A 25,403-nucleotide genomic window follows, 5' to 3' on the forward strand; every position below is an offset into this window, starting at 1 on the left:
GGATAAAGGGAAAACTGCTGCGGCGGAGCGGTGAGTGAGATGAAGAAACGGATCAAAGGCGCATGGCTTTTACATCATGGGCGGAAACTGCAAGCGACGACAAATCAAGATTTCGACGCAATCTCCTTTTCCAGCAAATGCGGTATTTTGCTGTCAGCCATTTCAGGTGAGCAGCAAACCTCGATACTTCAGCAGCGAATGGACGCCTTGGCTCGCGCAAATCAGATAAGCGCGAAGACCGAAGCGCCAGCGATATTAGCGGAGCTTGAAAAACAACGGCTCATCGCCAAGGGCAAAGGCGGCTATGAAGTGCTCGGTATAACCGGACAAGCTGTTCTTGAGCACACTGCAACGATTTTTGAAGATTCCGCTCCGCAATCTCATGAACGTGCCGTAATCGACATCGCTGAAAAAGTATCCGACGAGCCGATAACGGATCGCATAGCCTCGGAGATGGTTGGAGATACGTATAAGCTGCCGAAGGCGGAAGCTGAGAGTGCCCTTCTGTTAGGCGAAAAGATTGGCTTCTTTGATTCCGAAGTAATCTCCAACAATGAGAAGTTGCTATTCAATGGCAATTTATTTCGCCGGGACAACCTTAAAAAGGTCAATGCCGTCCTGAGTTCCTTGAAGCCGGACGAGTCCAAACTCGTCGTTGAGCTTAATGAAAGACTTCAGGCTTCCGGTTGCCTTCCCCTCCCAGTAGTGACCCACCTCCTAGGGCAAGCGCTGTTCGATAAGCTCCATTCTATTGGCATGTTGGATGTGAGCGTAGTGGGTAACGACACTGGCAAGACTTACTTTGTAACGCGTCCCGCAGCATTTTCAAAGTTTACTAATTCAATTGCTGACGATGCGCTTGACTTGGCTAAAGCGCTTGTAGCCTCTCTCACATATGGGATGACGATCAGTTCATATTCACGCGGACGAATCCGAATGATTGAAGCGTTGATGAACCGGCTTATAGCAGGAGGCAGCATCGGTCCCGCAACGGCAATCGGTAATGACTACCAGGCATTAGAACTGAAGGGTGTTGTCGAAGTTAAGCCTGCATATGGCGGGATGTTCTACATGAAACTTCTCAAGCCCGAAGTGGGGCGACTGGCGCTAACAGTAATTCAGGACGGCGACATCACCGCCGAAAGCATCCAGCAGCTCCCAGGCGCAGCCGTGACCGAATATATACATCCTGAAGCAACCCGTGAAGTAAAACGAAAGAATTCGACGCAGGCGACCAAGACAAGTGCGCGTAACCTCCTCAACGAAATCAGAACTGGGGGGCTATCGAAATGACAGAGATAATGGCAAAGGGTCCAAAGGCGGAAGAAGCCTTGAGAAACTATTTCGTCGGGGCCGGCTTCTTTGTAGTGCGTGGATGTAAATTCCGGTTCAATCAGTTTGACGTAACCGATATCGACATTTGGCTGTATAGCAAAACGTCTCCGCTTGGCCGCCAACGATTGAACGTCGATATAAAAAACAAAAAAACGCCACAGGCCCTTGAACGAATTTTTTGGGCCAAGGGTTTGCAGTCCGTCCTCGAACTAGATGGATGCATCGTCGCCACGACTGATACACGTCCAGATGTGAGAGAGTTCGGTTTACAGCACGAAGTCACAGTGCTGGACGGCAAATTCCTCGCGAGGCTAACGAAGAACGGGCGTACGCCTTCTCAACGAATTAGCGAAGAGGAATTACTTGTGGAACTGGAGCAAGGATCCATGGGCAAGCTGGGAGGAGACTGGAGAGGGAGATATGAGTTAAGTAAATCACGGCTCCTCACGTCACTGACCTTCGACGGAAGCAATGCGTGGCTTCAAGATGTTGCATATTTTCTTGAAGCATTTGCCACAGCCCATGCTCCGCAGCCGACGCTCTTACGAATGGTGTACATCTGTTCCGCATATTTTTTGGTCTCAGTCGATTTCATTCTTCGCGAACATGTAGTCGCGGAACATGAGCAGCGCAGAGAACTGCTAGATAGCGGCTTTCGTTACGGTTCTGCCGGCAGGGCTTTCACTGAGAAGGTTGGTCGGATGGCTGCAAGTCTTGTAGAAGGTGTTTCGAACCAAGTTGGTATAGGGGAAACAATCGTACAGGAGCTTGGTGAACAGGTTAAAGTCATCAGGGCGGATTTATTGGCTGACTTTTTTTCTCGGACGTCTACACATAGCTACCTCTTCGAAATGGCTAAGGATTTCGAGTCTGCCGCTTTTGCGGTGTCTGTTCCAACCCCATCCCAGTTGCCATCACAAACCCAATCCGTTCTTGGCGTGTTTGCCGATTTTTGCTCATTGGATCGGAAGCGAATCCTTGTGTAAATGGAATTAGAGAATTAGCCATGAAAACGAGCACGGTCGTTGGTCGTAGATCTCTAATGGGAACTCAGTTTCCCCTCAAAATCGAAGTTAAAGTCGAATCCTTGGACTATGGCCCGCATACCGGAGGTTTTGGAAAGGTCTTCTCTTTGATGTTTGGAGATCGGCGGCAGTATGTCTTGCGTATTGGCCGAGGCAACCGATCCACGAAAACGGGAACTTATGTTTTCAATCTTCCACCAGACTTTGGAGGACTCCCCCTATTCGAACAAGCGAAAGCTCTCATTACAGAATTCGTTCGAATCAAAGGGGAAGAGGCCGCTTCGCAAGGTCGTCCCGCAATGCCTCTCTATGGTTTCTACTACGATTCAAAGGGTGAAGTTCTGATTAGCGAGGATGAAATTCATTGTGATGAAGGCGAATGGTAAGTTGACTGTACCCGCTCATGCGACATGATTGTCGCCGGATGAAGACGAAGCCATTCAGAGGAACACACAGCGGTGTGTAAATGTTGGACGAAGAGCCGTAGCTGGACTCCATTACTGCCACTCCACCGACCATGGAACCTGGGCTTCGCCGTGGGAGGCCGTGTTCATGCCGCAGTATTCAACCGTGGATTTAGAACAATACCCGCTGCCGGGAGCCGGAATGGGGTGTGTAGCAGTGATGGTGGCCAGAGACGGCTTTGGTCAGTGCTACACACCCCGCTACGGATATCCGCCGAAGGAATCACTCTAAATCCGCGCTTGGGTGCGGAAGCCTAAGACCTCATCATCATTGATCTGCAGCTCTCACCGACGTCTGATGTGACAGTTACGCTAACTGATTGTTTCTAAAAGATTTCATGGGCGTTGTGGGTAACTGCAGTACCCAATGTAACGAAGGTGAGGTGAGCGGACTTTCGCTGGGTTTTGTGGCACTTGAATATCATCAAAATAGAAAGGACGTGCTCGAGTGCATTCGCGTTTGAAGCCTGTCCCACCGCAGCAGACACCTCGGATTCTCTTCTCAAGCGCTGACAGAGGCTGGAATGCGCTTGATGCCGACCTCGTACATATACCGCGTGGCCGCACATGTGCCCCTGGTGCAGAGCGGCATGTTTTGGGCATGCACTTCGGGCGGCCCGTGAACGCAAACTGTTCTGTCGGCGGAACTCGGATGCGGGGGGTGCAGAAGCCAGGGGACATCGGTGTTATTCCCGCGGGGATGGACGGTTCCTGGGAGGACGATGCGGACTGCCAAATTCTGCGACTAAGCTTTCGTCCGTCGCTCCTTGAAGAAGTTGCAGAACAAATGGGAAGGAGCTCGACGAAGGCTAAACTCATTCCTTGCTTTGGACTCCGCGACACCCGTATTGAAGCGATCGGCTGGGCTATCAAGGCGGATCTTGAGGCCGATGTTCCCTCCGATCCGCTTTATATCGATCTTCTGGCGAACGCGTTAGCAGTGCGCATGGTCGAGTTAGTTTTCGACCGCATGTCGCCTCCAGAGCGCTCCAGCACGCCGCGATTGTCGGCGCGTCAGTTACGGATTCTGATCGAGTTTATCGAGACGAATCTCGATAAGAAGCTTCATCTGGCCGATCTCGCATCCGTGGCCGGTGTCGGCACAACGCGTCTCAAAACGCTATTCCGCAATAGCACGGGAACGCCTGTCCATCGCTACGTGATTGGCCGCCGCATCGAGTACGCACGTGCGATGTTATCCACGACGAAGATGCCTGCAAGCCAGATCGCGCTTGCGGCCGGGTTTACCCACCAGAGTCATATGGCTTCTACGATGCGCCGCGTTCTCGGTCATGTTCCAAGCGAGATTACTCGTCCGTAGACAAAATCTGCCCGAACTTGCAAAATCATGTCTGAATCTGCGCGATCCCAAATGCCCTCGTTCTTTAGTCTCGCTCCATAGCAACGGAGGATAAGGGCATGTTTGCAATCATCGGGGCGTCTGGAAACGTCGGACGATCAACATCGTCAGCACTACGCCAAGCGGGCGTGCCGGTTAGAGCAATCCTTCACGACTCGGCAAAGGGTGCCGGTCTCAGAGAGCAAGGGTGTGAAATCGCCGTGGCCGACTTGCAGGATTCTGCTTCTCTCGTCAAAGCAATACGCAATGCCGATACTGTGCAGGTCATCATCCCACTGCGGCCCCAAACGAAGGACCCAGCCGGAGACTTGCGACTCTCGGGCGAGAGCATCATTAACGCGCTCAGACAGACGCATCCCAAGCGCGTGCTGGCCATTTCCGATTACGGCGCGCACGTTTCCGAGGATATCGGCATGCCAAGCATCTTCCACGAGTTCGAGGCCCTGTTTCATACACTCGATGGGCATAAGGTAATCCTTCGTTCTGCCGAGCACACGCACAATTGGGGACGCGTCATCCCAGTGGCGCTTGCATCCGGAACTCTGCCGACCTTCCAAGATTCGATTGACAAGGTGCAACCAACGATCTCAGCTCAAGACCTCGGTCTCATCGCCGCCAAACTACTGCTTCGACCTGAGAGTGGACGCGATCTTGACGTCATCCACGCAGAGGGGCCGCGTCGATATAGCGCGAGTGATGTGGCTACGGCTCTGAGCCAGCTGTCAGGCCGCACGATCCATGCTCAAGCTGTACCCCGCTCCCAGTGGACCAAGGCGTTCGAGCAGATACCCGGGAGTCTTGCAGATCTCCTGATCAAGGCGAACGAGGCTAAAAACAAAGGCGGCCTGGTAGACATAGAGCCAAATGCCGATGAGGTGATCTATGGCACAACGGGACTGACCGACGCGCTAAGGCCCCTTCTGCCGCCGCAGTAAACGATGGCCTGCTTCAGCAAAGTCCGGAAGCGGAAGAAATCTCGGTGGAGCGCGCAACGTTCTTCCGTCAGGTAGAAAGTGGGTGGTCTTCCACATCTTTTGTACTCACCGCGTGTAGGCGATCTGAAGATCGCCCTACTCATCTGGCGGGCGATCTACCTGCAAAGCTGTATATGCGTTCCTTCCAGAACGCAGGAAGCTGTTCCAAGGCCTCGATCTGCTGTAAAGTGACCGGCCTGGCTTGACGTTTGAAGCTAAGTGCCCACACATCTGCTATGGTGATGGCTTCCTGTTTGCGGTCGGTAAGAGAGACCAAATCTCCTGGCGAGATACTGCCAGACTTCAATACCGAGAAGTACCAGCCGGGATGACCTTCCCTCACAAACAGGGCGACAGCATCCGGCCTATCGAACCGAATCTGGAGTTTGTAACAAGGACTGCGAGGCTGGGTCACCTGCAGGAGTGCGTCTCCGATGGCGAAGGTGTCGCCTATGTACACCTGCTCTTCCGTGAGCCCCTGAATGGTAAGGTTCTCACCAAAGCTTCCCCAAGAGAGTCTATCTTTGCCAAGCGTCCGTTCCCACGAGGGATAGTGCTCTCCCGGGTAAGCGTAGACAGCTTTATCCCACCCGCCATGCACAGTCGGATCAGCCTGCTCGTCGCCGCTCAAGCCTAACGGACCAGCTTCTATCTTCCGGTTGACCGGGTCCTTGAAAAAGGCAGTCCTGACGATGTTGCCAGCGAGTGGAAACTCTCGTATCTTGCCGATGTTGATGGATGCGATGTGTGTGGTCGATTGCATGTGAGACTAGATCCCCTTTACCTCTCCACCGTCCATCCGCACGGACGTGCCCGTCATCCACTTGGCTGCAGGAGAGACCATGAAGCCAAGAAGCTCCGCGATCTCTTCAGGTTCCCCGTAGCGTCGGATGCCCGCATCCTCGGGAAACTTCTTGGTGGCATCCTCCACACTCATGTTGTGAGCCGGTGCCCACTTCTCAAGGAAAGACCGCCGACGGCCCGTCATGACCGCGCCCGGGACGATGCTGTTGACCTGTACGTCATCTTTGATGCCTTGCTCTGCAAACGCCTTCGCGAGTGCGATGATCGCGGCATTGGTCGCTGCAACCGCTGCAAAAGCAGGCTTCGGATCGAGAGCCGCGCTGCCCGACATGAAGACGACGGAGCCTTGCGCTTGTTTGAGTACGTCCCAGGCGCGAATGGTAAGGCGACGCGCCCCATGGAGCTTAAGCTCCATGCCGGCCTTCCACTGCTCATCTGTCATTTCGAAAAGATCGATCTGCGGTACCGCACCGGCTATATTCAGCAACGCGTCGATCCGACCAAACTTCTTGAGCGCACCATCGACCACCGTGGTCGCTGCTTCCGCCTGGCTGAGGTCTACTGCGCAGATGAGCGGCTCGGCACCCGCCTGCCTGACGGCTTCGGCAACCTCGTCGAGTGCCCGGCCGTTTCGAGCGGCAAGGACAATGGCTTTGAAATCACGCGCGAGACGGATTGCGGCCGAGCGGCCGATTCCCTGACTAGCTCCCGTTACGATGGCAACTGTGTTCTTCATAGAACCTCCTTTAGGACAATTCGGAACGGTTTAGAGTGTCGCCCTGGCTGCGGCAAGCACGATGTCGATGACGTGCGAGGGGGCGGTGAGCATAGGAGTGTGATCAACCGCCAGCGAGACCGTTGTTGCGCCCATGCGCTTCGCCATAAAGCTCTGCGTCGCAGGGTTGATCATCCGATCCTTCTCGGCGATGAGAAACCAGGATGGCTTTTGCTTCCAGGCTGGTGAGGGCGCTGGCTCCTGGATGCAGCGAACGGAGATCGGGCGCTGCACCGCCTTCGCTATCGAGATCTGTTCACCTGAGGCTTCCTGAGCAACAGCATTTGTAAAGCCATCGTCGGGCATCCAGATCCAGCCTTCGGCGTCCGGTGCGAGCTGAGGTGCTTGGGGATGGGAGGCATCTTTGTAAAAGACTTCAGCTACGGTTTCACCTTCGTCCGGAGCAAGCGCAGCCACATAAACGAGGGCTCTGACACGCTCATCGACTGCGGTCGCGATGACGGCTCCCGCGTAGGCCTGGCCCACAAGGATCAGCGGCCCTGTTGTTCTGGCTATGGTCCGCGCTAAAGCCGCCGAATCGTCGGACAAGGAAGAGAGTGGCAGGGGTGCCGCTACGACACGAAGGCCCGCGTTTTCGAGTGGACCGATGACCTCTCGCCATATCGAACCATCAGCCCACGCCCCGTGGGCCAAAATCACCGTGGCATTCTCTAGAATCAGCATCATGTGCTCCCATCTGCCGATCTGCTCGGCACGTTCTTCTGCGTTTAGGCGAAAAAGCGGATGATTTGCCGCGCGATGAAGTCACAGGAGTCTTCAAGCGCGAAGTGGCCGGTATCGAGCAGATGCAGTTCAGCGTTCGGGATGTCACGCAAATAGGCCTGCGCGCCTTCCACTGTGAAGAAGGGATCGTTTTTGCCCCAGGTGATTAACGTTTTCGGCTGCTTGCTGCGGAAAAACTGATGCCAGTCGTCGTACTTCGCCAAGTTGTTCTGGTAGTCGTGGAGCAACGCGAGCTGGATGGCATCGTTCCCCGGACGGTCCAGGAAGAGCTGATCGAAGGTGTACGCGTCTGGATTGATCGACGAAGCGTCCTTCGTTCCGTGTGTGTACTGGAAGATCGTTGTCTCCTTCTTGAGGAGATCCCGGACCGGCTTCTCGGTCTCAGCAGTACGTCTGGCCCAGAACGGCTTCATCGGATCGAAGGCCGCACCGATCCCTTCCACATAGGCGTTGCCGTTCTGCACCACGATGCCTTCGATAGCGTCCGGATGTTTGTATGCGATGCGGTACCCGACCGGCGCCCCGTAATCCTGGACATAGATGCTGAACTTCGTCAGACCGAGTGCTTGAAAAAGGAACTGCTCCATCTGTTCGGCGAGGTTGTCGAACGTGTATGTAAAAGCATCCGGGGAGGGCGCATCGCTGTATCCGAAGCCGATGTAGTCGGGTGCGATCACATGGAATTTGTCCGCGAGCTTTGGAATGAGGTCGCGAAACATGTGTGAGGAACTCGGAAAACCGTGCAGCAGCACAATTGTCGGAGACGATTTGGAACCGGCTTCGCGGTAAAAGATCTTACGACCGTTGACAGCGATACTTTGATATTTCGTCATGGGACACCTTTCAAGAGCGCCTTGCGCTCTGCTTACAGAACTGAACACTACGCAACACCGTTATAAATGTCAATAACGGTGTTACACTAGTTTTGAACAAGGAGATCAAATGCCCACGGCAGTCCAGGAAGAATGGAAAGACGGTTTTCCCTTCATCGGCAACCAGCGCATTCTGGACCTGCTGAATACAAAGCCGGTCCTTCCTGCAGGTCCCACAGAGTTGTTGTCCGATTACCCGGCATTCGAACGGTGGCTCATTGCTTCGGGCACAGTCACCTTCGCAGAAGAGAAGGCAGTGCTGCGCTCCTGGCGCGGTTCGGCAGAGACCCAGATTTTCCTTCATGAGGTCATCGCGTTTCGTGAGCGCCTACGTGGGGCCGTTGTGCGCATCGAAGGCGGGCACCTTCCTACCGATGGGTTTCTTTCAGAACTGAACACCCTTCTGCTTCGGCATCCAACGCATGCGCTGGTGTGTCGACATGGCAAAACGTTGATCAGACAGACGCGTGATGAACTGAGTCAACCGAGCGATCTCTGGACGCGTCTTGCTGAATCGACTGCGCAGCTTATCGTCGAGGCGGATCACTCGCGTCTTCGACAGTGTGAGGCGTGTGTCTTGCACTTTTTGGATACAAGCAAGAAGGGCTCACGACGCTGGTGCAGTATGAACATCTGCGGCAACAAGCTGAAGGTCGCTGCCTACCAGCAACGAAGGCGCAACCCCTGATCGAAACAGCTGGATCTCGCGTCTAAATTGCTATTGGTATGTCGGCTTGTGGTGAGTGATCCGTTTGTTACGCCAAGAGCGTTTCTCAATACGTTGAAATACAATAATAGGTGTCCTTCGAGCTCAAATCACCGCATGGCTTAGCTCAATTTGAGGTCCAGCAACAGCAATGGCTGGGCATTGATCTGCTTTGCGTCACGCAGAACATCTCCGCAAAGAGGTCATGGCAAAGTTTTGCTTCGGATCAGGCCATAGTTTCAGTCATCCTCCGCCAAGGCGGAGGTAGCGACGGTATGCTTTGGAAAGAAGGGGTTGCCGTATGCAGTTCTAGCGTTCATCGTTGCAGAGGGCGTGCTCCTGCACGCTGTCCTTATGGGGTCGACGATCCTGTTCCTGCACGGCAACATCGAGCCTTCGCTGCTGCCGGTCATCCAAATACTGAATGCATCTCTGTTCTTTCTGCGTGTCTGGCTCGCAGAAAGATGGCATAGAGGCAAACTCGTCCATTCTGATATCGCGGCTAAGTCTTCATAAGCGCTGATAGTGGAAGTTGGCTGCACGCTAGTCTCCTAGTCGGCCGCAGGCCGAGAAAACTGGGGAACTGGCTAGACACTGGCCCATAATAAATGTATATACATCGATATGCTTGGTCAGGCTTTGAAGAATCCAGTCACACTTCCGTGCACTTGCGCGAATCTCCGCTCGGCTTCCCGCGCAGTCACGCGCCACTACAACCAGGAACTGAAGCGGGAGCAGATCGAGATAACGCAGTTCACCATTTTGATGGCCCTAAACATCGCGGGCGAGATCGCTCAGAAAGACCTGGCACAACTATTAGAGATGGACTCAACAACCCTGACTCGAACACTTGATTTATTGAAGGGCCACGGATGGATTGGCTTCAAAGAGGGGCCGACCGGCGTTGTAAATTGTTCACGCTTACTGAGGCGGGGATCGAAAAGTATAAGCGCACAAAACCTCATTGGATGCGAGCCCAGACACGATTGAAAGAGAAGATGAGGATAGCGTCGTTCGATCCATTAACCAACGCACTCATGACGGTGATCGCTGCCACGAGAGACTAAAAATTGTCATCGTCGAAGATGCACGACGACATGGGCTTCGCGTTAAGCCCATTGACGTTCAAGTCTCGGATTGGCCAAGTTTGTACTTTTTCTGGACGTGGCATCGAGGCGAGCCAGAATTCTTGAGAGGGGTGCCTCTCAGACGTCTTCTCCTAGATTCAGACGCACTTCATTCCAAAGAAGAAGCACTTCGTTGCCACCGGTCCCAGCTCAACCACCCATCCGGCGAACCGATTCTGCCGGACTATTTACTTGGGCCGGTCCGTTGGCCATTTGAGGTCTTCGCGACGGAATGAGAAATGTGACGACAACTGCGGCTTTCTTCGAAACCATGTATCGACGGCATGTCGACCCTTGGAATTTTGAAGGTAGCAGTTACGAGCAAGAGCGCTACGTCAAAATTCTGGAGTCAGTGGACGGGCGGCGATATTCGAGAGCATTCGAACCGGGTTGCTCCATCGGAGTGCTTACTCGGAATCTAGCTGGCCTGTGCGACCGGCTCGAAGCACGCGAAATCTCTCCAACCGCCGCTTCGAACGCGAAGGAGCGCTGCAAGGATCTTCCTCAGGTTCACCTTGAATGCGGCTCGCTCCCTGAAGCGATGCCTGCAGGAGAATTCGATCTCATTGTCTTCAGCGAGATTGGTTACTACTTCGAGGAAGAAGAACTGCGGGTCATCGTGGATCACCTTGCAAATAAACTGTCCCCCGGCGGGTACTTTATTGCAGTCCACTGGCTGGGGACATCCGCGGACCATCTTTTGAGCGGGGATGCAGTTCACGGAGTTATCCGCGAGTGTGCTCTGCTATCGCTCGATGATCAGAAGCGATACGCTCACTTCCGTCTAGACCGGATGGTGAGAAGATGATGCGACCGTGGCATATCTGCGTTCTCATTCCAGCACGCAATGAAGAAGAACTTCTGCCGCGGTGTCTTAAGTCCGTGCTCGACGCCTGCAGCATGTTGCCCCGCATATCACCTGGGACATCGTCGTTGCCGTCGACGCATCCACGGATGGAACATTGAAGATTGCGGAGGAGATTTTGAGAGGAAAGGGCGAGGTCGTCATCACAGACGCTGGAATCGTGGGTTGCGCGCGGGCTGCAGCGGCACGCCGCGCATTGGGCCGCTGCAATGGAATGCTTTCGCTGTGTTGGCTTGCTCATACGGATGCCGATTGCATCGTTCCAGAGGACTGGCTTGTGAAGCAATTGCTTCTCGCCGAGGAAGGCGTCGAGGCCGCGGCCGGAATTATCTCTGTGGACACCTTCTGCGAGCACGGTCCTGAAGTGCAGGAACGCTTTCACATCAGCTATCTCATCAACACCGATGGAAGACATTCGCACGTTCATGGTGCAAATCTTGGAATTCGCGCGGATGCTTATCTCGAAGCGGGAGGATGGGCAAACCTTGCCAGTGCTGAAGATCATGATCTTTGGAATCGCCTGGGGGAGGCACGAATTTCGACCGCGGCTCTTCGGGTGACGACCAGCGGAAGGCGCATCGGGCGCGCCCCTCACGGGTTCGCAGACGCGCTGGCCGCCCACAATGAGGCCCTCGCATGACTGGCGACGAGTTGATTTCAGAACTCCGAACCGAGCTTCAACAAGAGATGCCGTTGCCGGGTCGTGGCAGCACGCTCAGCGACATTTGCGACTAGTGGAATTCGGGCGACGAGATCTCTCCCTCGCTCGAATGGCGGAAGCCCATTATGACGCAGTGGCAATCCTTGCAGCGGCAGGCCGACTCTCTACAGATAACGCGGTATACGGAGTCTGGGCCTCGGAAATTCAAGGAAAAGGTATAGAGCTTCATCGCACACGCGAAGGACTCGTCGTCAAGGGCAGCAAGATGTTTTGCAGCGGCGCGTCCTTGATTGACAAAGCTCTGGTGACGGCTACCATCCCCGATCATCAATTGATCGTGGTTGATCTTCGAGCCTCCGCCCATACGATTGCCATTGACGATCGCGACTGGAAGGTTCGCGCATTTCAAGAAACCAAGACAGCCACGGTCCGGTTCAAAAATACTCCCATATCAGAAACAGACATCATCGGGACCCCAGGCTGGTACCTAAAAAGACCCGGATTTTGGCATGGCGCCTGTGGTCCCGCAGCATGTTGGGCGGGAGGCGCGGAAGGACTGATGGATTATGCGCTGCAGCCAAATCGCAGGGACAGTCATACCTTGGCTCATCTGGGCGCCATGCAGGCGGGAGTTTGGGCGATGAAGTCATTCCTCGAAAGTGCAGGCCGGCAGATTGATGAAAGGCCGGATGACAGCGAGGGAGCGCAACGCCGCGCGCTGATCGTCCGTCATGTTATTGAGCAGGGATGCACTGACATACCGCGGCGTTTCGCGCGCGCATATGGCCCATATCCACTCTCGATGGATGGAAGCATCAGCCAACGATATGAGGAACTCGATCTGTATCTTCGTCAATCTCATGCGTAAAGAGATTTAGAGGCGCTTGCGAGAATGACACGAGATTGACCGACTTTCCGGCCGTTGGGCCACCCTCCAGATATGCGATCTCCAATATATCCGTATGAATCGTTTTCATCTCGTTCCGTTAGATACGCAGAGTCAACTGGATGACGTCCGGTATACCGATCGACGGAAGTTCTCGTCTGCATCGAAATGCGATAGGGGCTTTGAGAGGGGAGCATGTTTCATCTTTTCGCGCTATTGTCCTTGTCTATCTCGATTCTGAGCGCGGTTGTGATCTCCATCGATGAGGCCTTCAATCCACAACCAATGTGGATCATGAATGTCGTTTGGCCGGCAACCGCCCTCTACTTCGGCCCGCTTGCGCTGTTCTTTTACTTTCGAGTCGGAAGGAAACCACAGAAACAGGCGGAAGATTCAAGCCGGGAGCAAGTGCAAAAGAAGACAGAGCACATTGAAGATTGGACTCAGATTGCGATGGCCACGAGCCACTGCGGCGCTGGTTGTGCCTTGGCGGACCTCGTAACAGAGTTCGTGTTGTTCGTCTTCGGTATCACCTTGCTGGGGTCGGAACTATGGGCAAGTTATTTATGGGACTTCGTCATTGCATGGATGGTAGGGATCGCGTTTCAGTATTTCACGATCAAGCCGATGCGTAGCCTTTCGCCATCCCAGGGACTGGCAGCTGCCGCCAAAGCGGACACCTTATCAATCCTGGCATTTCAGGTCGGGATGTACGGATGGATGGCTATTGTCTACTTCGTGTTCTTTCGGCAGCCGCACTTGCACCCCAATCAGGCGACATACTGGTTCATGATGCAGATAGGGATGATTTGCGGGTTTATCACTTCCTATCCGATGAACGGCGTGCTATTGCGTATCGGCTGGAAAGAGAGAATGGGGTAGTCTCTCCAGACCTCAAGGCTATTTCTGACCCTACACAGGCAGATCAAACACCACGGTTGTTCCGCGGCTGGCGCCATCCTGATGGCTCTTGACTGTGATTTTGCCAGAATGTCTATGGACAATCTGCTCGCACATCCAGAGACCAAGGCCGGTTCTTGTCGGTCCCTTCGTCGTATTGAAAGGGTCGAACAGACGTTCGAAAGTATCTTTGTCGATGCCGACGCCATTATCGGTGACGATGATTCTGACAATCTGACCGCTTTCAACAGAAGTATCCACAAGACGAGCTTGGATACGCAGAAAGCCACTGCCGTGCATCGCATCGAGGGCATTCCCGATCAGATTGACGAAGACCTGCTTAATTTCCCCGGCATGACAAACGATCGACAGGGGCTCTTCACACTGTTTGTCGACAAGAATGCTGGCAGCATCGATTCGATGCTGATGAATCAGGAGGGCCTGATCGATGATTTCGGATAGGCGACTTGCTGAAGGTGGACCGCTCTCCTGATAGAAGCCCAGTGCTTGAGTTGTGATCTGCGCGACGCGCGCTAATTCACGGTCTGCCATGGAGAGGAACTCTGAAGCTCGTTCAGAAAGGCTCTCACTCTTGAGGAGGTACAGCAGATTAGTGAGGGCGGCGAGGGGATTGTTGATTTCATGCGCGACGCTCGCTGCGAGGCGTCCGGCAACGGCCAGCTTCTCAGTCTTGCGGATTAGTTCTTCCGAACGCTTGCGATCGGTGATTTCACGGATGATCTTCGCTCCGCCGATGATCTTCCTATTCTCGTCGCGAACCGGTGAAACCGAGACGGATACGTCAATGCGAGTTCCATCTTTTCTGCAACGCTTCGTCTCAAAGTGACTCGCTCTTTTTCCTTCTCGGATCAGTTGCAGAATGGCATCCAGTTCTTGCGCATCCCCCTCAGAGTGCAAAATGGATACGGACTGACCGATAGCTTCCGTCCGCGTGTAGCCAAACATCCGTTCGGCGCCTGCGTTCCAACTTGTAATGATCCCGTCGAGGCCCTCTCCGATAATTGCATCTTCCGAGGACTCGACGATGGCTGCCAGAAACTGGGTCGCTTCCTCTCTCGTGAAATGAGGAGCAAATTCCATCCAGGGGGGACCGGAAGGGAACAAACCTGGCGGAAGCGACGACACCCTTGACCTCCTGACGAACGAAACCTGTTATGAACTGGCGAACGCACCCGAGTAGCAACGGGAGAACCTAGGAGTTCAAGAATACAGGAGATCGAAGAAAGATCGAAGACTGCGCTGCACAGGCAGGTGCAAGAAGTCCACTCCGGTGGCATACAATTCTCATTCATGATGACGGAGATCCATTGGCCCGCGATAGCCCTTCGACTGATCCTGACGATCGTCGCGGGAGGCATTCTCGGAGCGGAACGCAGCAAGAGCGGGCACCCAGCGGGATTGCGAACCACGCTTCTGGTGACCTTGGCTGCCTCAATTTCCATGATTCAGATGAATCTGCTGATTCAGACCAACGGAAAACCTCACGATTCCTATGCCGTAATGGATCTCATGCGTCTGCCATTGGGCATTCTGACCGGCGTGGGGTTCATCGGGGCGGGCGCCATTGTCAGAAAAGACGAGATGGTTCTGGGAATCACAACGGCTGCGACCATGTGGTTTTCGACGATCGTCGGACTATGTCTTGGTGGAGGTCAGGTCGTACTTGGGAGCACGGCCACCATCATAGGCTTCCTGGTTCTCTGGGCGCTTCGTTTCGGAGAACAGCGCCTCGAAACTTACCAGCGGGGGGCCTTGACGATCATCAGCAACGGAAACAACGTTTCTGCCCAATCACTTTCCCGACTTTTGCGAACCGAACAGCTGCACATAAAGTCCGCGTCTGCGCGCTATGATGCCGAAGATCAACGCAATAAATTCCAGTTCGAAATACGGTGGCATCGTCATGAGGCAGCCGCGATGCCGGACATCGTGGAGCGCCTCAGGCAATTGCCTGGCGTCGTGACATGTGAATGGAGCGGTACTGGAAAACCGATGAACTGAATCGAGAGAAAGAGAGGCCGACTCTTACATGAAACCCAACGTCCTCGCAGCATTGATCAGCGCGATATGAGAAAGCGCCTGCGGGAAATTCCCCATGAATCGGTTTCGCATCGGATCATATTCCTCGGAGAGAAGTCCTACGTCGTTTCTTTTACGGACGAGCTTGTCAAATAGCCTCTCCGCCTCGGTCCGCCGTCCGGAACCCGCGAGATTCTGGACCATCCAGAATGAGCAAGCTACGAAGGCGGATTCACGTTCTTTCCCTTTGCCTGGTACAGTGCGATAGATGAACCCATCCCTACTCAATTTTCTCTGAATGACATCCATCGTGCTTCGGACGCGTTCATCGTCGAAGGGTATAAATCCGGAGATCGGGATGAGCAATGTGGAGGCATCTAGAACGTCCGAGTCGTAGGACTGTACAAAGCTTCCCAGTTCCTTATTGAATCCTCGCCGGCATATCTGTCGATACAGTCGATCGCGAGTGACTACCCATTCCGCACTTCTTCTGCCCTTGGTATTGACAGCTCCATGATGAAGCGCCAGCCAGGCCATGACTTTGGAGTAGGTGTAGTGCTTCTTTTCCTTCCGCTGTTCCCATAGCCCTGACGCGGGCAGATGGCAGATGGAAGCAACATGGTCAGTCAGTTCTCGTTGAAGTTGCAGAAGACGGGCGCTGGGCTGAATTCCAGCACGCTTCATGCTCATCATGGCGTCGACAACTTCACCGTATACGTCCAACTGTAGTTGGTCAGACGCTGCGTTACCCATTCGAACCGGCTGGGAACGTCGATACCCTCTCAACCACGGTAGCTCACATTCAGGAAGATGGCGCTCGCCGCGCATGCCGTACATGATCTGCATACCTCGAACGTCGCTCCCTACCGCTTGTAGCAACCAGTCGCGCCATGCCTTCGCTTCTTCGTGGTATCCCGAAGCAAGAAGGGATTCAAGCGTGAAAGCAGCGTCACGGAGCCAGCAGAAGCGATAATCCCAATTACGATCTGCTCCAAGGCGCTCCGGCAAAGAGGTCGTGGGAGCTGCGACAATACCTCCGGTGGGGCGATAGGTGAGCGCTTTGAGTGTGATCAATGAACGTTCGACCTCTTCCTGCCACGCTCCCTGATATATGTTCTGCGAGCACCATTTCGTCCAGAAAATTTCAGTCTGCTTCAATGCCTTCTGGACATTAATGCGGCGAGGTGCACGCTCATTCGCGTGGACATACGTTAATGCGAAAGAACGGTGCTGCCCCTTGCTAAGCGTGAATTCGGCGATCGCTGTATTGTCCGTGGTCTGCACCGGTTGTTGCGTTCGAAGATAAGCGATCCCCGTTCCTGCAGCTGCAGTCCAGGAATTTCCTTCATGCGGACCGGTCCATGGAACTGTCCGACCATAGTCGAAGCGGATGCACAACTCCATGCGAATTTTTAGCGTGCCTTCGAGGCAGGTGGCGATGCGCACCACATCCGAATGCATCTCTCGCACCGGCATGAAGTCCGTAAGCAAGAGAACGCCCGAAGCAGTATCGAATCGAGTTTCGAGGATGAGGCTGTGTTCCCGATATCGACGCGTTATTCGCGTGCAGGGCTCTTTGGGGGCTACCAGCCATCTGCCATTTTGCCTGGTTCCCAGAAGCGCAGCAAAGCAAGCTGGCGAGGAGAAATCAGGCCAGCACAACCAGTCGATCGAGCCGTCCTTACCGACAAGGGCGGCTGTTTCACAATCGCCAATCAGAGCATAATCTTCGATCGCCAAAGCCACGCATTCCATCCTCGTTCATTCAACGCTTTAGATGCTGTTTGGCTTCTCGTTGCGCGCATCTAAACAGATGTCGGGCTTCGACTTGGAGGAGATGGCGATGCGAGAAACGCTCCATGTGGTGATTACGGGTGCTTCAGCAGGCTTAGGCCGCGCCATAGCGCATGAATTCGGCAAGACCGGAGCTCGCGTAGGACTGATCTCTCGCGACCTGCCGGCACTCGAAGCAACGGCGGATGAAGTCAGGAAACTGGGAGGTGTAGCGGCCACCTATGCCGCCGATGTGAGTGATGACCTGGCTGTTGAGGCCGCGGCAGCTTCTTTCGAAGAACGCCTTGGTCCGATCGATATATGGCTCAACAACGCTATGGTGTCGGTATTCTCCCCAATTAAAGAAATGGAAGCCACCGAATTTCGCCGGGTCACTGAGGTGAACTATCTCGGCTATGTCCACGGCACACTCGCTGACCTGCGCCGGATGCTTCCACGAAACCGAGGACGAATTATCCAGGTCGGTTCAGCTCTTGCGGTGCGGAGCATACCTCTGCAGGCGGCCTACTGCGCCACGAAGCACGCCATTGTCGGCTTCACGGACTCGCTACGATGCGAGCTCTATCACGATAAGAGCGCTGTCAAGGCTGTCGTCGTCCACATGCCGGCGATGAACACGCCACAGTTCACTTGGGTCAAGAGCCGCCTCCCGAATCTGCCGCAGCCCGTGCCACCGATCTATGAGCCGGAAGTCGGCGCCAAGGTCATAGTGCACGCCGCGTTAACTTCATCACCCAGACGTGAATACTGGGTCGGGGGCTCGACGGTCAAAGCGATCATCGGACAAAAGCTCTTTCCCGGTTTGCTCGATGTCTATCTTGGCAAGACCGGCTATAAGGCGCAGCAACGCGAAGAAGCCGACTCGCCCGATCGGCCAAACAATGTGTGGCAGCCTGTCTCAACCTCGCTCGGCGCGCATGGACCGTTTGATACGAAATCGCGTCCCTTCAGCATCGAGGCGGAAGTGTCGAAGCATCGCGGCTGGTTTGTGTTTGGATGTGGGATTCTTGGAGCGGCTCTCTGCGCAAGAAAACTTCTCTCCCGCTAGGCAATGCGAGGATTCCCCTTGAATCGCGTGTAGGGCGGGCTGAGGTCGTAGCGAATCCCTGGTTCAGTCAGATCCCGACGATTCGAAAAGAAGGTGGCATCGCCCTGTTGGATCAGATAGTCCGCAGTCCTCGCTGCTAGCGCTTGAATTGTGAGGCCGGGGTTCGCCGATCCCTGCGTAGGCAAGATGCTCCCATCGCAAACGAACAAATTCGGAATGTCATGGGTACGTCCAAACTTGTCGACTACTGACATCGATGGATCGCTACCCATGCGGACAGCTCCGACGAGATGAGCAAACCTGGATTCCTGTACCACCTGCTTTGCTCCAGCAGCCCACATGATTTCCATGACCTTGTTCTTGCCGAACTCGATCAGCTTCTTGTCGTTGTCGTGAAGATTGAAGGTGACCTTTGCCACCGGCAAGCCATGCTGATCCTTCTCGTCGGCCAGCTCAACGCGGTTGTCCTCCCACGGAAGAATCTCGCCAAGGACACCGAGTGTGGCCCAGTGGTTGTAATCCATCATCACGCGGCGCATGCCCCAGCCCCAGGCACCCATGGCCGCCGTCATCTGTTTGGCGAAGGCTACCGGAAGTGGACCCACGGTTTGGACCGCGAAGCCTCGGGCAAAGCCGCGACGCGGGTCTGTCTCATAAAACTCTTCTGAGAGGGCATGGGCTGGCGGCGCTTTATATAGGCGAATGAGCTCTTCGAACCGACCAGCGACAACGTTTCCTGCCTGAGCCATCAGGTATTTGCCCAGCGTTCCGCTGGAGTTGGCAAGGCCATGACGGTGACCGGGACAAGCAGAATTGAGAAGAAGTCGCGGTGTTTCGATGGCGTAGCCGGAGACGATCACCGCACGAGCACGCTGGAAATGCTCTTTTCCTTCCCGGTCGAAATAGACCACCCCATCGACACGCCCGTCTTCACGCAGACTGATGCGGGAAGCCATCGAATGAGCACGAATTTCTGCGCCGTGAGTAATGGCGTCCGGTACATGGGTGATAAGCGTGCTTGCCTTTGCGCCGACTTTGCATCCCTGAAGACAAAAGCCTCGGTAGATGCAATGCGGTCGATCCCCATGTGAAGCGGAGAGGATCGCTACCGGACCGCCGGCGACCGAGCGAATACCGAGCTTCGTGCAGCCACGAACGAGTACATCGCCTACCCCGCCTAAGGGATGTGGGCCATAGGGATGACCGTGCGGATCGCCCCATGGAAACCATGCTGGCCCAGCCACAGGAATCTCTCGCTCCAGTAGTTCGTAGTATGGCTTCAGATCCCAATAGGAGATGGGCCAGTCAGCGCCCACGCCGTCCTCGGTATAGACACGGAAATCGGAAGGATGAAAGCGCGGCGCGAATGCGGCCCAGTGAACAGATCCCCCTCCAACGCCCTTGCCGCTATTATTTGCGCCTAGCGCGAGAGGATGCGTGCCGCCGGTGATGCGAAGATCGTTCCAGTAAAGCTCGTGCGATCCCTTCTCATCGCTCACCCAGTCCTTCTCTGTGTCCCAGAAGGGTCCCGCTTCAAGGCCGACCACACGTAAGCCCGCTCTCGCCAGGCGCTGAATCAGAACACCACCCGCACTCCCAACACCAACAATGCAGTAGTCAACGCATTCGTCAGCGGCAAACTTCTTCATCGGCGATGGAAGTATCTGCATCGGCCCCAATCGATGCGGCATCAGTGGCTTCCCCCGTGTCCATGAAGTGATTGGTGCTCAGGTGGAGCGTCTTGTTCTTCGAGTTGCGAAAGAGAATCTACGGGAGCATTCCACTCGTAGCGCTGTTCATCTTTCTCCCATGGTTCAGGCAGGCCGTTTTCGAGTCGCATGTAGCCGCGAGGGTATGCGGGACCGCCGAACCCTATCTCGTCCCATGCCCATGGATGCGAGTAATAAGCCGTCACGCAATCCTCCATCAACATGGCCCAGAAACGATGGATCGGCATCTTCTCCCACACTGCGTTCGCCGGATCGGGTTGGCCATCATGGATCGACTTGAGAATCAGTTCTTGGCGATGCACCGTCAGATTCACAAAGGGTTCGCGAAAGCGCTCGCGCGCCATCTCTTCGATTGCCTTTAGCCCAAGTTGATAGGCTTCCTGATCCGACGGCATATCTTCGTATCGAAAGCCGCTGATTGAATTCTTGAACAAACGTTCGTCGAGGACGGGGAGAATAGGAATCATTCGCTCCACCGAGCGATCGTCCTGCGGCATCACACGATCAATCACCGCTCCGAGCAGAGCTGCATCATCTTGCGAAAAGAACCGGATCGGCGGGACCTTTTCTATTCGGTCGGTCACCACATTCCGCGTGGCCTGTTCCCAACTTTTCTTCTGCGACACAGTGCTGAAGCCGCCGTAATATCCTGGCTGCTCAAGGTCCCGGAGTTCACCGCCCGTCGCGTGGGATGGAAAGGATTTTCTGGTCATCTCTTCTCCCTTCGCAAAAGACTGGCCATGAGGCCGAGGAACCCGCAAGCGGCAAATAACAGCGGGGCAAAGATAGGTGGGCCGTAGAGCGTGTTGTAGAGAGGCTTCTTCATGCCGCCGGGCCTGCGTGCGATACCGCGAGCGTGATAGTAGAAGCCAAGCGCCCCATCAGCCAGGGCGAGCGCGGAGACGGCTGGAAGTGCGGTGTTCGCAATGCGCCGACTCTTTATCGCGCCGACACCAACCGCCATCAGAATCGGCGTGAGAAGCACCGGTGTCCATTGCGCCTTGTAGCGGAAGTTCGTCTTGTAGTGCGAATACAGGGCTTCAAAGCCGCTGAAGAATGCCCAAAGAACAGTCAAGGCTGAAAGATGTTTTTGGAATCTTCCATGGCGTAGATCGTCGCGCCAGCCTGGATTTTCCGGAGCGATGAGATTGCCAAGCCTTTCCGTAAATCGTCCCAAGTCCTCTTCGCGCCGCAAGTAGGACGCCATCAATCCGAGATACGCACTTGTCCCGAAGAGCAACGGAGCAAAGATTGGCGGTCCCATGACGATGTTCGTGGTCGGAAGGCTCCAGCCACCGGGCTTTCTCGCGACACCCCGAACATGAAACCAGAAGCCGACGATGCCATCCGCGAGAGTCACTACGCTGACCCAACGAAGCACGGTGCGTGCAGCTACTTCGCTGAAGACCCCTAGCAGCCCTGCTCCTGCGAGCGCGCCGCTCAAAATCACTGGCGTGTACATCACCAGATTGCTATAGCTACCTTTGTAGTGCTCGTATCCAACTTCGAGGCCGCTGGCGACGCTCGTGACCGAGACGATGAGACAGAGGCTGCGTTGAAAACATCCTTCTCGCAGATGTTTGAGGATTGAGGTCGCGGCCTCGGAAAGCGGTGCCGGGAGATTTCGGTTCGCACCTCGCTCCAGTTCGGTCGTCAAGACAAAGGTCATGCCATCTCCCCATCGTCCCAAGCGACCGCCCGTGTCCATGCTCCACCTGCTCCCTGAATCAGAACTGGAAAAGCAGCGAAATGCCGTCGCTTTCCATCAAGCAATGCTTCCGGGATGCGAATGTCTTCGATGATGAGCTTCTTCGCACTCAGCAGAGCTTTATGGGCAGCGGTCTCTTTCTCCGGATCATCGAAGCCGCCGATGCTGAGTCCTTCGATTCCCACGCCGTGGATGCCGAGAGAGATCAGGTAATCCGCTCCTTCTCCACTCAGATAAGGCCAAGCAGTCAGAAACTGTTTGGTGAGAGCCCGCTTTTCTGCCCAACCCGTTTTCAGAAGAACGATCGCGCCCTGTTCGATCTGGTTAGCATGAGGTTCAAGATCCTTTGCCTCGATGCCGCTCCCTGCTTCCTTGTGCCTCAAATCGAGTGCTACGCAAGGGCCATGAAAATGGCTCAAAGGAAGTGCGTCGACAGTTTCAAGATCGGAGAAGAAATGAAACGGCGCGTCGATGTGCGTTCCCGTATGTGTCATCAACTCAAGATGCTCGACGTTCGCCGACTCAATCGCGGTGAGGTGCGGGATGGTCATGGTGCTGGGGTGAAACTTAGGCCACTGGGGCACGTTGTTGAAAATCGGCTGGCTCAAATCGTAGATCATTTGCTTCTCCACACTAGGAACTGCTCTGCATCGCGATGCTTGAAGGAGAGACCAATGCCCGGCCTCGTACGGTCAGGCATCAGTTTCCCACCACGCGGTGGCATAAACCCGTCGAAGAGCATGGCTTCGATGCGAGCGTGATCGTGAAAGTATTCGACGTGGCGGAACTGAGGAACGGCACAAGCTACGTGCATGTGAAGGGAGGGAGCACAGTGTGCGGAGATGGGGCACTCGAAGCTTGATGCAACAGCGGCTGCTTCCAGGAATCCTGTAAATCCTTTACAGCGGGTAGCGTCCAGTTGAATGACATCGACGGCCTCGGCCTCGAGCATGCGTCGAAAATAGAAGGAGTCGTACCCGTATTCGCCTGCCGCGATCTCCATCGCGGCAGGCGCGTGATCACGCACTCGCCTCAGTCCGGCAAGATCGTCGGAACTCACCGGTTCTTCAAACCAAGTGACATCGAACTCAGTAAACTTGTCCGCAAACGCCAAGGCCTCTCTCGCATGGAACGCGCCGTTGGCATCCACGAACAACTTCGCCGAAGGACCGATTGCTTCACGCGCAACCCGGACTCGATCTAAATCTGCTGCCGGATTCGCACCAATCTTCATTTTGACGCTTGTTACTCCGTCAGCAATCCAGCCGGACAACTGTGACGTCAGTTGTTGACTGTCGTAGGTGGTGAATCCGCCACTTCCATAAGCCGGCACACTGTCACTCGCCGCACCCAGCAAGTCTGCGATGGAGCGACTAAACGCTTTCGCTTTGAGATCCCACAGAGCAATATCCAATGCAGAGATTGCCATCGATGCAATTCCACGGCTTCCGTCATTACGCACCCGGGCCAGCATATTCGCCTGTATACGTGGAATATCGAGCGCTGATGAATGGAGCAGACACCTCGCCGCCAGTTGGTGCGCAACGAACGCCGTGGCTTGGTTGCCATAGGTGAACCCGAGCCCCGTCTGATTGCCGGCATGCACTTCGCAGACGATCAGTGTTGTCGAGTCCCACCTGAGCGTGCCGTCGCCCTCTGGAGCGTCCGTCGGAATCGAGTAGGCGGAAACATCCACCTTCTCCACCGCAATGTCCGGACGCTCCATCTCGACGGCTGCTCCAGTCTAAGGGCTATACGAGTTCGCGGATCTTGTCGTGCGCGTTGGTAAGTGCAATCTTCATTCGGTTAGGTTCACCACGCAACAATGCTTCACCCAGTTTGATCGCCTGGCCAGCTTTGATCTTGGCTGGCATCGGCGGAGTGAACTGATCGACAACCGCCTCAATCAGAACTGGCCCAGGACGTCCGACAACGGCATCCAGTTGAGCGCCACATGTCGCTGGGTCTTCAATCTGAATTGCTTCAATACCAGCTCCGCGGGCTATGGTGACGAAATCGGCAGGATAGAGATCGCACGCGTACTCGGGATTTCCGAGGAACACCATCTGCTCCCACTTGATCTGACCAAGTGTGTTGTTCTTGATGACGATGATCTTGATGTTGAGCTTATAGGCCGCAACGGTGATCAACTCGCCCAACAACATACTGAGACCGCCGTCGCCGATGATGCAATAGACAGGCCGGTCAGGATAGGCGACTGCTGCGGCGATGGCGTAAGGGAGTCCACATGCCATGGTCGCCAGATTGCCCGAACAACTATGCTTCTGACCTCGCAGCGCCGGCACATACCGCGCCCACCAGGTGGTGATTGTTCCGGAGTCTGAGGTGACGATTGCATTCGATGGTACTCGCTTACCAAGCTCCCAGCCGACGACTTGCGGTTTCATCGGTCTGTCGTCTCGCGTGCCTCGCTCCTCCATGAGTTTCTGCCACTCTAGCTTGGCTTTCTGGGCCTTTTCCAGGAACCCTTTACCGTGCTTCTCGAGTAGCGGTAACAAGCCGCGTAGGGTGTTCTTCGCATCACCGACGAGGCCGACGTCGACTGGATGACGAAGGCTGATGCGCTGTGGGTCGATATCCACCTGCACGCACTTGATCGATCCCGGCTCGGGCAAGAACTCGATATAGGGAAACGACGTGCCGACCATCAGGAGCGTGTCGCAACCTTCGATGGCGTCCTGGGATGGTTCCGTGCCGAGAAGTCCTATACCGCCTGTCGTGTACGGACTATCGTCAGGGACGGACGCTTTACCCAACAACGCTTTGATAATCGGGGCGCCAAGTGTTTCAGCTAGTTCTTCCAACTCCTGAGTTGCGTGTAAGGCTCCCTGGCCCGCAAGGATTGCGATCTTCTTTCCGCGATTGAGAATATCTGCAGCATGCTCCAGCTCAATTCGCGCGGGAACCTGATCGAAATACGCGGGAGTTGCAGAGGTGTGATGAATGGGATTCCGTTCCGAACGGCCCTTCTTCACTTCCTGAACCTGCACATCAACCGGAATTGTGATGTGCGCAACGCCTCGTGAGGCCAGCGCCGTGCGGATCGCGAGATCAGCCACACTTTCCATGTGAGCTCCGCTCATGATTCGCTCGTTGTAGACAGCAACGTCAACAAACAGTTTGTCGAGAGCAACATCCTGTTGTGTGAATGTGCCAATCAGGTCGCTGTGTTGGAGCCCGGTAATCGCCAATACGGGCGCATGGTCCATCTTCGCGTCATAAAGGCCGTTGAGGAGATGAATCCCTCCCGGTCCGGATGTGGCGATGCAAACCCCAAGCTTGCCGGTAAACTTTGCGTAGGCACATGCCATGAAGGCCGCAGCCTCTTCATGCCGGACGTGAATGAATCGTATCTGCTCTTTATGAGTGCGCAGGGCCTCGAAAACCCCGTTGATGCCATCACCAGGCAGACCAAAGATGGTGTCGACGCCCCACGCGAGAAGGCGCTCTACGAGTATGTCGGATGCGTTGGTCATCACTAACTCCGAAACAGATTGGTCCCACCGGGCTGGACACTCGGTTGGACGCGACTTCGTCGATAGGGGTTTGACCGAGTCATCGTTG

The 25,403-nt window shown here is 54.9% G+C and carries 25 protein-coding genes; 13 read left to right on the forward strand and 12 right to left on the reverse strand.

Annotated elements, in window-relative coordinates; translation table 11 throughout:
* Nucleotides 1–39: 39 nt before the first annotated feature.
* From LJD29_RS12970 to LJD29_RS12990, 5 genes are all read left to right on the forward strand, one after another.
* Nucleotides 40–1,293, forward strand: coding sequence for a hypothetical protein (locus LJD29_RS12970; protein ID WP_446741963.1), 1,254 nt, complete (start codon nt 40–42; stop codon nt 1,291–1,293).
* A gap of 8 nt (nt 1,294–1,301) precedes the next feature.
* Nucleotides 1,302–2,321, forward strand: coding sequence for a hypothetical protein (locus tag LJD29_RS12975; protein WP_446741964.1), 1,020 nt, complete (start codon nt 1,302–1,304; stop codon nt 2,319–2,321).
* A 20-nt stretch (nt 2,322–2,341) separates the two neighbouring features.
* Nucleotides 2,342–2,746: a hypothetical protein gene (locus tag LJD29_RS12980; RefSeq protein ID WP_446741965.1), complete on the forward strand. Its 405-nt coding sequence runs from the start codon at nt 2,342–2,344 to the stop codon at nt 2,744–2,746.
* Nucleotides 2,747–3,611: 865 nt separating this feature from the next.
* On the forward strand, nt 3,612–4,145 hold the full coding sequence (locus LJD29_RS12985; RefSeq protein WP_446741966.1) for a helix-turn-helix domain-containing protein: 534 nt from the start codon (nt 3,612–3,614) through the stop codon (nt 4,143–4,145).
* A gap of 98 nt (nt 4,146–4,243) precedes the next feature.
* On the forward strand, nt 4,244–5,119 hold the full coding sequence (locus LJD29_RS12990; protein WP_446741967.1) for an NmrA family NAD(P)-binding protein: 876 nt from the start codon (nt 4,244–4,246) through the stop codon (nt 5,117–5,119).
* 139 nt (nt 5,120–5,258) lie between these two features.
* Here LJD29_RS12990 and LJD29_RS12995 read toward each other — a convergent pair whose 3' ends face one another.
* Genes LJD29_RS12995 through LJD29_RS13010 form a run of 4 tightly spaced genes read right to left on the reverse strand, consistent with a single transcriptional unit; the run spans nt 5,259 to nt 8,314 of the window.
* Complete coding sequence (locus LJD29_RS12995; RefSeq protein WP_446741968.1) at nt 5,259–5,921, reverse strand: MOSC domain-containing protein; 663 nt, start codon at nt 5,919–5,921, stop codon at nt 5,259–5,261.
* 6 nt (nt 5,922–5,927) lie between these two features.
* Nucleotides 5,928–6,698, reverse strand: coding sequence for an SDR family oxidoreductase (locus tag LJD29_RS13000; protein WP_446741969.1), 771 nt, complete (start codon nt 6,696–6,698; stop codon nt 5,928–5,930).
* A gap of 30 nt (nt 6,699–6,728) precedes the next feature.
* The gene (locus LJD29_RS13005; RefSeq protein WP_446741970.1) at nt 6,729–7,424 is read right to left on the reverse strand and encodes an alpha/beta fold hydrolase; all 696 of its coding nucleotides are present in this window, start codon (nt 7,422–7,424) and stop codon (nt 6,729–6,731) included.
* 41 nt (nt 7,425–7,465) lie between these two features.
* Complete coding sequence (locus LJD29_RS13010; protein ID WP_446741971.1) at nt 7,466–8,314, reverse strand: alpha/beta fold hydrolase; 849 nt, start codon at nt 8,312–8,314, stop codon at nt 7,466–7,468.
* A 109-nt stretch (nt 8,315–8,423) separates the two neighbouring features.
* Here LJD29_RS13010 and LJD29_RS13015 point away from each other — a divergent pair, with 109 nt between their 5' ends.
* The 6 genes from LJD29_RS13015 (at nt 8,424) to LJD29_RS13040 (ending at nt 13,480) form a co-directional block, all read left to right on the forward strand.
* On the forward strand, nt 8,424–9,041 hold the full coding sequence (locus tag LJD29_RS13015) for a CGNR zinc finger domain-containing protein (protein WP_446741972.1): 618 nt from the start codon (nt 8,424–8,426) through the stop codon (nt 9,039–9,041).
* Nucleotides 9,042–9,683: 642 nt separating this feature from the next.
* Nucleotides 9,684–10,049, forward strand: coding sequence for a MarR family transcriptional regulator (locus tag LJD29_RS13020; RefSeq protein ID WP_446741973.1), 366 nt, complete (start codon nt 9,684–9,686; stop codon nt 10,047–10,049).
* A gap of 369 nt (nt 10,050–10,418) precedes the next feature.
* Nucleotides 10,419–10,994: an SAM-dependent methyltransferase gene (locus tag LJD29_RS13025; protein WP_446741974.1), complete on the forward strand. Its 576-nt coding sequence runs from the start codon at nt 10,419–10,421 to the stop codon at nt 10,992–10,994.
* Between the two features lie 154 nt (nt 10,995–11,148).
* Nucleotides 11,149–11,691, forward strand: coding sequence for a glycosyltransferase family 2 protein (locus LJD29_RS13030; RefSeq protein WP_446741975.1), 543 nt, complete (start codon nt 11,149–11,151; stop codon nt 11,689–11,691).
* A gap of 154 nt (nt 11,692–11,845) precedes the next feature.
* Nucleotides 11,846–12,580, forward strand: coding sequence for an acyl-CoA dehydrogenase family protein (locus tag LJD29_RS13035; protein ID WP_446741976.1), 735 nt, complete (start codon nt 11,846–11,848; stop codon nt 12,578–12,580).
* Between the two features lie 213 nt (nt 12,581–12,793).
* Complete coding sequence (locus LJD29_RS13040; RefSeq protein ID WP_446741977.1) at nt 12,794–13,480, forward strand: DUF4396 domain-containing protein; 687 nt, start codon at nt 12,794–12,796, stop codon at nt 13,478–13,480.
* A gap of 30 nt (nt 13,481–13,510) precedes the next feature.
* Here LJD29_RS13040 and LJD29_RS13045 read toward each other — a convergent pair whose 3' ends face one another.
* Nucleotides 13,511–14,644 (reverse strand): two-component system sensor histidine kinase NtrB, encoded by a 1,134-nt coding sequence (locus LJD29_RS13045; protein ID WP_446741978.1) that lies wholly within the window; start codon nt 14,642–14,644, stop codon nt 13,511–13,513.
* Nucleotides 14,645–14,809: 165 nt separating this feature from the next.
* Here LJD29_RS13045 and LJD29_RS13050 point away from each other — a divergent pair, with 165 nt between their 5' ends.
* A complete protein-coding gene (locus LJD29_RS13050; protein ID WP_446741979.1) occupies nt 14,810–15,520 on the forward strand; it encodes an MgtC/SapB family protein in 711 nt (236 codons plus the stop codon).
* Between the two features lie 24 nt (nt 15,521–15,544).
* On the opposite strand, the gene LJD29_RS13055 is transcribed toward LJD29_RS13050, so the two are convergent.
* On the reverse strand, nt 15,545–17,284 hold the full coding sequence (locus tag LJD29_RS13055) for a glycoside hydrolase family 15 protein (protein ID WP_446741980.1): 1,740 nt from the start codon (nt 17,282–17,284) through the stop codon (nt 15,545–15,547).
* Nucleotides 17,285–17,381: 97 nt separating this feature from the next.
* Between LJD29_RS13055 and LJD29_RS13060 the strand changes: the two genes are divergently transcribed.
* A complete protein-coding gene (locus LJD29_RS13060) occupies nt 17,382–18,380 on the forward strand; it encodes an SDR family oxidoreductase (RefSeq protein WP_446741981.1) in 999 nt (332 codons plus the stop codon).
* Here the strand turns inward: LJD29_RS13060 and LJD29_RS13065 are convergent.
* From LJD29_RS13065 to LJD29_RS13090, 6 genes are read right to left on the reverse strand one after another with little or no spacing between them, the layout of a single operon-like run.
* A complete protein-coding gene (locus tag LJD29_RS13065; RefSeq protein ID WP_446741982.1) occupies nt 18,377–20,071 on the reverse strand; it encodes a GMC family oxidoreductase in 1,695 nt (564 codons plus the stop codon). The genes LJD29_RS13060 and LJD29_RS13065 overlap by 4 nt on opposite strands.
* On the reverse strand, nt 20,071–20,823 hold the full coding sequence (locus LJD29_RS13070; RefSeq protein WP_446741983.1) for a gluconate 2-dehydrogenase subunit 3 family protein: 753 nt from the start codon (nt 20,821–20,823) through the stop codon (nt 20,071–20,073). Before LJD29_RS13070 ends, LJD29_RS13065 begins: the two co-directional genes overlap by 1 nt.
* Nucleotides 20,820–21,779 (reverse strand): hypothetical protein, encoded by a 960-nt coding sequence (locus LJD29_RS13075; protein ID WP_446741984.1) that lies wholly within the window; start codon nt 21,777–21,779, stop codon nt 20,820–20,822. The genes LJD29_RS13070 and LJD29_RS13075 overlap by 4 nt, the downstream gene beginning before the upstream one ends.
* Nucleotides 21,776–22,438 (reverse strand): cyclase family protein, encoded by a 663-nt coding sequence (locus tag LJD29_RS13080; protein ID WP_446741985.1) that lies wholly within the window; start codon nt 22,436–22,438, stop codon nt 21,776–21,778. The genes LJD29_RS13075 and LJD29_RS13080 overlap by 4 nt, the downstream gene beginning before the upstream one ends.
* Entirely contained in the window at nt 22,435–23,544 is a 1,110-nt protein-coding gene (locus tag LJD29_RS13085; RefSeq protein ID WP_446741986.1) for an enolase C-terminal domain-like protein, read from the reverse strand. The genes LJD29_RS13080 and LJD29_RS13085 overlap by 4 nt, the downstream gene beginning before the upstream one ends.
* 25 nt (nt 23,545–23,569) lie before the next feature.
* Nucleotides 23,570–25,315, reverse strand: a complete 1,746-nt coding sequence (locus tag LJD29_RS13090) for a thiamine pyrophosphate-dependent enzyme (RefSeq protein WP_446741987.1) — start codon at nt 25,313–25,315, stop codon at nt 23,570–23,572.
* Nucleotides 25,316–25,403 lie beyond the last annotated feature (88 nt).

This window comes from Silvibacterium acidisoli, assembly GCA_022870745.1.
Classification (GTDB): domain Bacteria; phylum Acidobacteriota; class Terriglobia; order Terriglobales; family Acidobacteriaceae; genus Silvibacterium.